Here is a 379-nt window from a genome sequence, read left to right as displayed (position 1 = left end):
GTTAGGCTACGAGGAGCCGTCAACGTTCAGCAGAGCGTTCTCGAATCAATATGGACTCTCCCCAACCAAATACCGTGAGCAGGCTAAAAAAAGTCACTACATGAATGGATTGTCGATGTTGATTACTGAAGTGACGCGCGACTAATCCTTAGAAGCTCTGAGAGGCAAGCGCCATAAATCATAGCGTTCCTCTCCGGATTTAACGACTCCCGCGAAGTGATCATTGAGACTACTCGAGGTAAATATCAGATCCCCATTCGGACGGATTGCCGGCGTGTCTGGCCAGTGGACGTCTTCGTTTGCCGCAATCAGCGACATGGAAAGGGTCTTAGGATCGTATCTGACGATACCATTGCGTGTGACATCGGTAATGTATAGG

General features: G+C 49.1%; 1 protein-coding gene. It reads right to left on the bottom strand.

Features of this window, described 5'->3' with window-relative positions; genetic code table 11:
* Positions 1 to 141: 141 nt before the first annotated feature.
* On the bottom strand, positions 142 to 379 hold a 238-nt coding region (locus EN749_RS38465; protein WP_210214789.1), incomplete at its 5' end, for a hypothetical protein.

The organism is Mesorhizobium sp. M7A.F.Ca.ET.027.02.1.1 (genome assembly GCF_004022985.1).
Lineage (GTDB): Bacteria > Pseudomonadota > Alphaproteobacteria > Rhizobiales > Rhizobiaceae > Mesorhizobium.
This window is presented reverse-complemented; position numbering and strand designations above follow the sequence as displayed.